The sequence below is a fragment of the Rhizobium sp. TBD182 genome (genome assembly GCF_001950375.1).
GTDB lineage: Bacteria > Pseudomonadota > Alphaproteobacteria > Rhizobiales > Rhizobiaceae > Agrobacterium > Agrobacterium tumefaciens.
Genome location: NZ_BDLN01000030.1, coordinates 1 through 780, shown reverse-complemented (window position 1 = coordinate 780; position 780 = coordinate 1). Strand labels below are relative to the sequence as shown.

Sequence of the window (780 nt, the reverse complement as noted above, 5' to 3'; positions counted from 1 at the left end):
TGCAGTTCCATCTGCTCCAGGAGCCGCGCCTTACGCTCGGACCGGGTGCCGTAGAGTTCACGTCGAACCTTGTCGATCTCCAGCTTCAGCCGTGCGATCAGCGCCTCGGAATGCGATACGAGTGCCTTTGCACTAGCGGCTTCAGCCTTGGCGGTCGCCGCTTCTGCTTCGGCTGCAACACGTCGAGCGCGTTCCTGGGCCAGCAGGGCAAGGGCACTGGCAAGGTCGTCCGGAAGCTCTTCAGTCGTATTGCTCATGACAGGATGGAATCATATTCGAGCCTGTCATTCCAGTGTTTTTACTCATCCGGCCGACGTCGGCCGCCAGGTCTTTTGCGGCATCCGCCAGTCGATACCTTCCAGCAGATAACCGAGCTGCGCAGGTGTGATCACCACCGTGCCATCGGCCGCTGATGGCCAGATGAAGCGGCCACGCTCCAGCTTCTTCGTGAACAGGCAAGCGCCCTGGCCGTCATGCCAGATCACCTTGATCAGGCCACCGCCGCGGCCGCGGAATACGAACAGGTGTCCACACATCGGGTCACGCTTCAGCGCCTCCTGCACCATCAACGACAGACCGGGGAAGCCCTTGCGCATGTCCGTATAGCCCGTCGCCAGCCAGACCTTCACGCCAACAGGAACCGGGATCATCGCAGCCCCAGCACGCAGTCGAGGATGCGGCCAAGCGCGTCCGTGTCGATGTCGCTATCCACGCGGACGCGTCGGCCCCGACCTAGTTCGATTGTTACATCACTGCGCTTCCGACGAGGATGGAATTTGG

At 61.5% G+C, this 780-nt stretch carries 1 protein-coding gene and 1 pseudogene; both read right to left on the bottom strand.

Going from position 1 to position 780, the window contains the following annotated elements; all coding sequences use genetic code 11:
* Positions 1-257, bottom strand: a pseudogene (locus T18_RS28205) (IS66 family transposase); the annotation flags it as partial.
* 45 nt (positions 258-302) lie between these two features.
* Complete coding sequence (gene tnpB / locus T18_RS26190) at positions 303-650, bottom strand: IS66 family insertion sequence element accessory protein TnpB (RefSeq protein WP_034495582.1); 348 nt, start codon at positions 648-650, stop codon at positions 303-305.
* Between the last annotated feature and the right edge of the window lie 130 nt (positions 651-780).